Here is a 4,350-nt window from a genome sequence, read left to right as displayed (position 1 = left end):
CGTCGCCCCATCAGGAATTGTGAGCCCGTCGGCTCAACCACGTTGAACCCGGAAAAACGAGTGGTAGAGAAAGACGTCGCTTAAACAGAGAAATCAGTGCCAACTGTCTTGAAAAACACCGCAGAGACGTTTTGTATAAAATGTTTCAAAGAGCCCGTGGTTGAGCCATCTAAAGCCTGTTTTAGCCAGGCAGAAATGCGACGAAATACGACGAAAATGGGGTTCCCCGATCGTAGGTAGCACTCCCACCACTGCCCCACAGGGCACCCACTGATTTCTTGTGAAAGGCACCGCAAAGGGCAGCGGTGACGGGGACACCCCCGTTAAGCCGGAGCTTTCAAGCGCGTTGAAAAACGTTGCTTGACGGCATGCGACTGACTCTCGCCAAAGCACCAACGTCTCACAAGCGATAGCTCACAAATGCCCATGGCAGCGCGGCCTGCCGGATGCCTTCAACCACATCAAACAACCGCTTCCCTATGGGTCTGCGAGCGCCCCTTAACAACCTAAGACTTGCGAAAAATTTACCATTACAGGATTCAGTTCGGGGAAAACCATGAGTAAAAACTTCGGCCTAGGCAGCAGGAGCATGAAAAAGGCCGGCATGTTTGCCTTAAAGCATGCAGAGATGGTTGGTGCTATCTCGTTTCAGACCGCGGCGGATCTGGGCCAGCGGTGGGGTCAATTCTGCGAGTTTGCAAGTGAGCATGGAGTTCGGCAAATGGAGTACGTTGATGGCGCGCTCGTCGTCGAATACGGCAACCAACTGGCCGCACGGGTCCGGGAAAATCTCAACCGCTTACCGGGAGAAACCTATTCAGATACAGAGCTGCCATTGATCCGTGCGTCAACCGCTCAGAACCGGATCAGTGCGGTGAACACCGTCATGACATTGGCCACAAAGGGTCAGTGGGTTCCGATCAGCCCAACCTCCTCCTCAGAATGCGGTATTGCTAAACGTACCCACGTTCGAATAGTCCCACCGACCGGTCTCAATCGCGACCATCTGCAACGAGCAATGGCGAGATTGGATGCGCGGGGGCGTGCGATCACATGCCTTGCCCGGGAACTCGGTCTACGCAGCAAAGAAGCAAGTTTGCTTGATGCTGTTTCTGCATTGAATGAGGCAGTTAAAACGGGAGAAGTCACTATCGAGTACGGTACCAAAGGAGGGAAATCGCGAAGACTCACAGTCAGTTCGGACTGGCAGCTTTCGGCATTGCGACGAGCAGCCGATATTCAAGGGACCGCACGGGCTGTAATACCGTCAGAAGAGGATTGGAAGTCCTGGCGAGAGAATGGCCTTCGCTTCATCCGTGAAACCCTTCAGCAATCTGGCATCCGACGCATTCATGACCTGCGAAGTGCTTATGCCTGTGAACGATACGAACAGCTAACCGGCTTCCGTGCTCCGGTCTTGGGAGGCAACGCGCCCCGCGACCTGGATCGGGAGGCCCGTCAGAAGATTTCAGCCGAACTCGGCCACAGTCGTATCGACATTACCAATGCTTATCTTGGAGGGCAGCGATGATGGCCTTTATTCTTCGGGAGCTTCGACATCAACTCCACCTCTACGCGCGCAAGGGCGGGAAAAAATCGCGGCGGCGCCAGGTCGAGCGAATTGAATTATTTGTGGAGTGGTGCCATCGACCGGCCGAGCAAATCGGTCGACGGCAGGTTCATGAATTTTTCGAGGCTCACCAGTTCGCGCCGACCACAGCACGCGATTATTACTATGCCGTTTGCAAGCTGTGGACGCTCATGGGCCGGACGGGAAAACCGCCCTTACCCCCAACCCTTGGAGAGTGAGCCCCCTGCGAGCGATCTTTCTCACTTTGCCGGCCCGCAGAAATAGTGGCTGGGTCAGCGTCCGTCACCGAACAATGCGTCAACGGCGTTCAGAATGTCATGCTTAAAATACCATTCGCTAACCGGATAATCGGTGGAAGGGATCTCGGCCAGCCTTCTGGCAAAGAAACCTCCGATAGACAGCCAAGCTACCTTCTCGCCCAAGACAATTACTCGCTCGAATTCCTGTTGTTCCAGCACATCAAACAGGTCCGCCGACCGGTCACGAATCTCGTTAATCAACGGTTCATATTGCGTCCCAGTTGCCATGACTGGCAACACGATCAGCGTATCTGTGCTGGGGCAGGTCCCGCCGGCGTAGCAGAAATTCACATCCGACGTTGGTGCTGTCTCTTGAAAGCGATTTGTGTTTTGGAATTGGCGCAGCATTTCTTCGTGGTGAGTCCGAAGCATCGAAATCACAGAGACTGATGCGGGCGTGCGTTCCATAAGCGCACCAAGAAGAATGGCCGTTGCGTCAATCTGTTGAGGATTTGATCGGTAACAAGTAGGCCGCCCCTTATACTCCTCATAACCGTTGAAGGGTGGCAGGTTGAGCCAATAGATATGCTGTGGAATTCTCATAAAATCGGTCCTGTGTTGAATCAATTCAATTTCAAGGTACCCGATTTGGAACCCTCGGAAAGTCGTCAAATTGCCCGAAAATCGCAATTAGAGCGGTATCAACAAAAAAAGGGACATAAACGCAAAGCCCCAACCAAATTTTGAGCTGCGTAATGACGGACGTGCTTCAGGTATCGTTAATAGAGAGGGGCCCATGGCCACGGACAAGAATGCCGATTGCCCATCACCTTTGAGCAGGTTTCAGAGTGTGCGCTTGATGCAATGTGCTTCCGGCGCAGGTTGAAGCGTCATAGCTAACGATTTGGAGTGCGAGATCAATATGCAGCTGTGTGAAACAATGGGGCCACGGCCCCCTCAACATCGTTCCCAGTTCAACCTGTCCCGTTGACTCCTGCGTATTGGCTATCTAAGACTCGCACTATCCCCCGAAAATGCACAACAGTTCAGAGAGCCGGATTGCTCTCTGTCCGGTTGAGATCCGAGGTTTTCGCGACCCAGAGCTTTTAAGACAACAAAGGGCGCACGCATCCGGAGGAGACTTTCTGTTCTCGATGGCGACAATTGAATGACGAGATCCAAAAGAGGTTCGGGCTAAAATGATGGAAGAACTCAAGAAAAATAGTGACGGATAGCAAAAGCATAGACCAAGGCAAAGGAAATAAATACCTGATGCGGGTCAAACAATGATTACAAAGGTCATCAGCGGCGGTCAGACGGGAGCAGACAGAGCTGCTCTCGATGCAGCTATTGAGGTTTCAGTTCCAATCGGCGGAAGTTGCCCTGCTGGCAAAAAAGCCGAAGATGGCGAGATTCCTGACTCTTATGGCCTTCAAGAAATAAGCGGTGGGTATCGGCAGCGCACCCGGAAAAATGTTGCAGATTCAGATGGCACTGTCATTTTCTACGATGCCTATCTTTCGGGCGGTACCGAATTGACCCTGCAATTCTGTATCCGACTCAACAAACCTTACAAGCTAATTGATAGTTCCTTGATCGATGCCGAAAAAGCGGCCGCTTTGTTGATTGAGTTCAGTGATAAATTTCAGATAAAGACCCTGAACGTAGCGGGCCCGCGAGCCAGCAATCACCCGGGGATGTACGGCTTCGTAAAACAGGCTATTTGTAGGGCGCTGACAGCATCCGCGAAGCACGAATAGGGCCCCTGAAAGCTCAGATGGTGATGCTCATCTTCCCGAAGAAGAGGCGCCACCCAAGCCAGCAGAGGCTAAAGTGAGAATCTTGGGTATCCATGGCATTGGCAACCTAGCCGACATTGAGAATCCACCTGCCGATCAATCTGGCGCGCTATTCGCTCTCAAAATCTGACGATGACTTGGTTTTGGGCAGGCCATGGGACAAGATCCCAAGGTCCGATGTGGAGAAAACAATGAGTGATTCAATGGGGCGAGAGACCCTGGAAGCTCTGATAGAGGATTACAGGCGTGTCCATCCGGGATTTCAGCCTCCGGAAAAAAGCGACCACCCAATCGTACTTGCGCTCGCGACCGACATGAACCCTGAATTGATAGACCGATGTGGGAACATCGTGATTTTCTGGGATCTGCTGTTGGATGCGGCCATCGAGTACTTCGATCCATCTGAGGAAACTCTTGAGTTCAAGTATTTCCGTGCCCGCCTTAGCACTGGCGGTGGGATGGCAACCGGGACGATCCATGAAGAGGGATTCGGTGCCATTTGGCACCGATATCGCAGGTGGGTCAAAGGTTCGCAGGTTTAAATCGTGAGCACTTCAGTGGTGAACGTTTTGGAGACTGAAGTGTCCGATTCATCCTCAAGGAGCCTGTAAATAAATCTGTGTAACTGCCCATCCCATTACAGGTGGCCGTCCAGGCGGTCACCGAACTCGATAATAAAGCGATTCAATGCCGGCTTCCAATCGCGGATCGGCATGGTCCA

The 4,350-nt window shown here is 52.5% G+C and carries 5 protein-coding genes; 4 read left to right on the top strand and 1 reads right to left on the bottom strand.

Features of this window, described 5'->3' with window-relative positions:
* The first annotated feature begins 556 nt into the window (after positions 1–556).
* Together QPL95_RS18345 and QPL95_RS18340 are read left to right on the top strand one after the other, a co-directional pair.
* Positions 557–1,531, top strand: coding sequence for an integrase domain-containing protein (locus QPL95_RS18345; RefSeq protein WP_303292358.1), 975 nt, complete (start codon positions 557–559; stop codon positions 1,529–1,531).
* A complete protein-coding gene (locus tag QPL95_RS18340) occupies positions 1,528–1,809 on the top strand; it encodes a hypothetical protein (protein ID WP_303292357.1) in 282 nt (93 codons plus the stop codon). The genes QPL95_RS18345 and QPL95_RS18340 overlap by 4 nt, the downstream gene beginning before the upstream one ends.
* 54 nt (positions 1,810–1,863) lie before the next feature.
* Here QPL95_RS18340 and QPL95_RS18335 read toward each other — a convergent pair whose 3' ends face one another.
* On the bottom strand, positions 1,864–2,433 hold the full coding sequence (locus QPL95_RS18335) for a hypothetical protein (RefSeq protein WP_303292356.1): 570 nt from the start codon (positions 2,431–2,433) through the stop codon (positions 1,864–1,866).
* Between the two features lie 683 nt (positions 2,434–3,116).
* Between QPL95_RS18335 and QPL95_RS18330 the strand changes: the two genes are divergently transcribed.
* Positions 3,117–3,590 (top strand): putative molybdenum carrier protein, encoded by a 474-nt coding sequence (locus tag QPL95_RS18330; protein ID WP_303292355.1) that lies wholly within the window; start codon positions 3,117–3,119, stop codon positions 3,588–3,590.
* Between the two features lie 230 nt (positions 3,591–3,820).
* Positions 3,821–4,171 carry a hypothetical protein gene (locus QPL95_RS18325; protein ID WP_303292354.1) on the top strand — a complete coding sequence of 117 codons (351 nt, stop codon included), beginning with the start codon at positions 3,821–3,823 and terminating at the stop codon, positions 4,169–4,171.
* Positions 4,172–4,350: the final 179 nt, after the last annotated feature.

The organism is Marinobacter sp. SS5-14b, from assembly GCF_030541005.1.
GTDB lineage: Bacteria > Pseudomonadota > Gammaproteobacteria > Pseudomonadales > Oleiphilaceae > Marinobacter.
This window is presented reverse-complemented; position numbering and strand designations above follow the sequence as displayed.

Excerpts from the sequence above, each read along its gene's own strand:
- QPL95_RS18340 (WP_303292357.1), top strand. The coding sequence starts at position 1,528 with ATGATGGCCTTTATTCTTCGGGAGCTTCGACATCAACTCCACCTCTAC.
- QPL95_RS18335 (WP_303292356.1), bottom strand. The coding sequence starts at position 2,433 with ATGAGAATTCCACAGCATATCTATTGGCTCAACCTGCCACCCTTCAAC.
- QPL95_RS18345 (WP_303292358.1), top strand. The coding sequence starts at position 557 with ATGAGTAAAAACTTCGGCCTAGGCAGCAGGAGCATGAAAAAGGCCGGC.
- QPL95_RS18325 (WP_303292354.1), top strand. The coding sequence starts at position 3,821 with ATGAGTGATTCAATGGGGCGAGAGACCCTGGAAGCTCTGATAGAGGAT.
- QPL95_RS18330 (WP_303292355.1), top strand. The coding sequence starts at position 3,117 with ATGATTACAAAGGTCATCAGCGGCGGTCAGACGGGAGCAGACAGAGCT.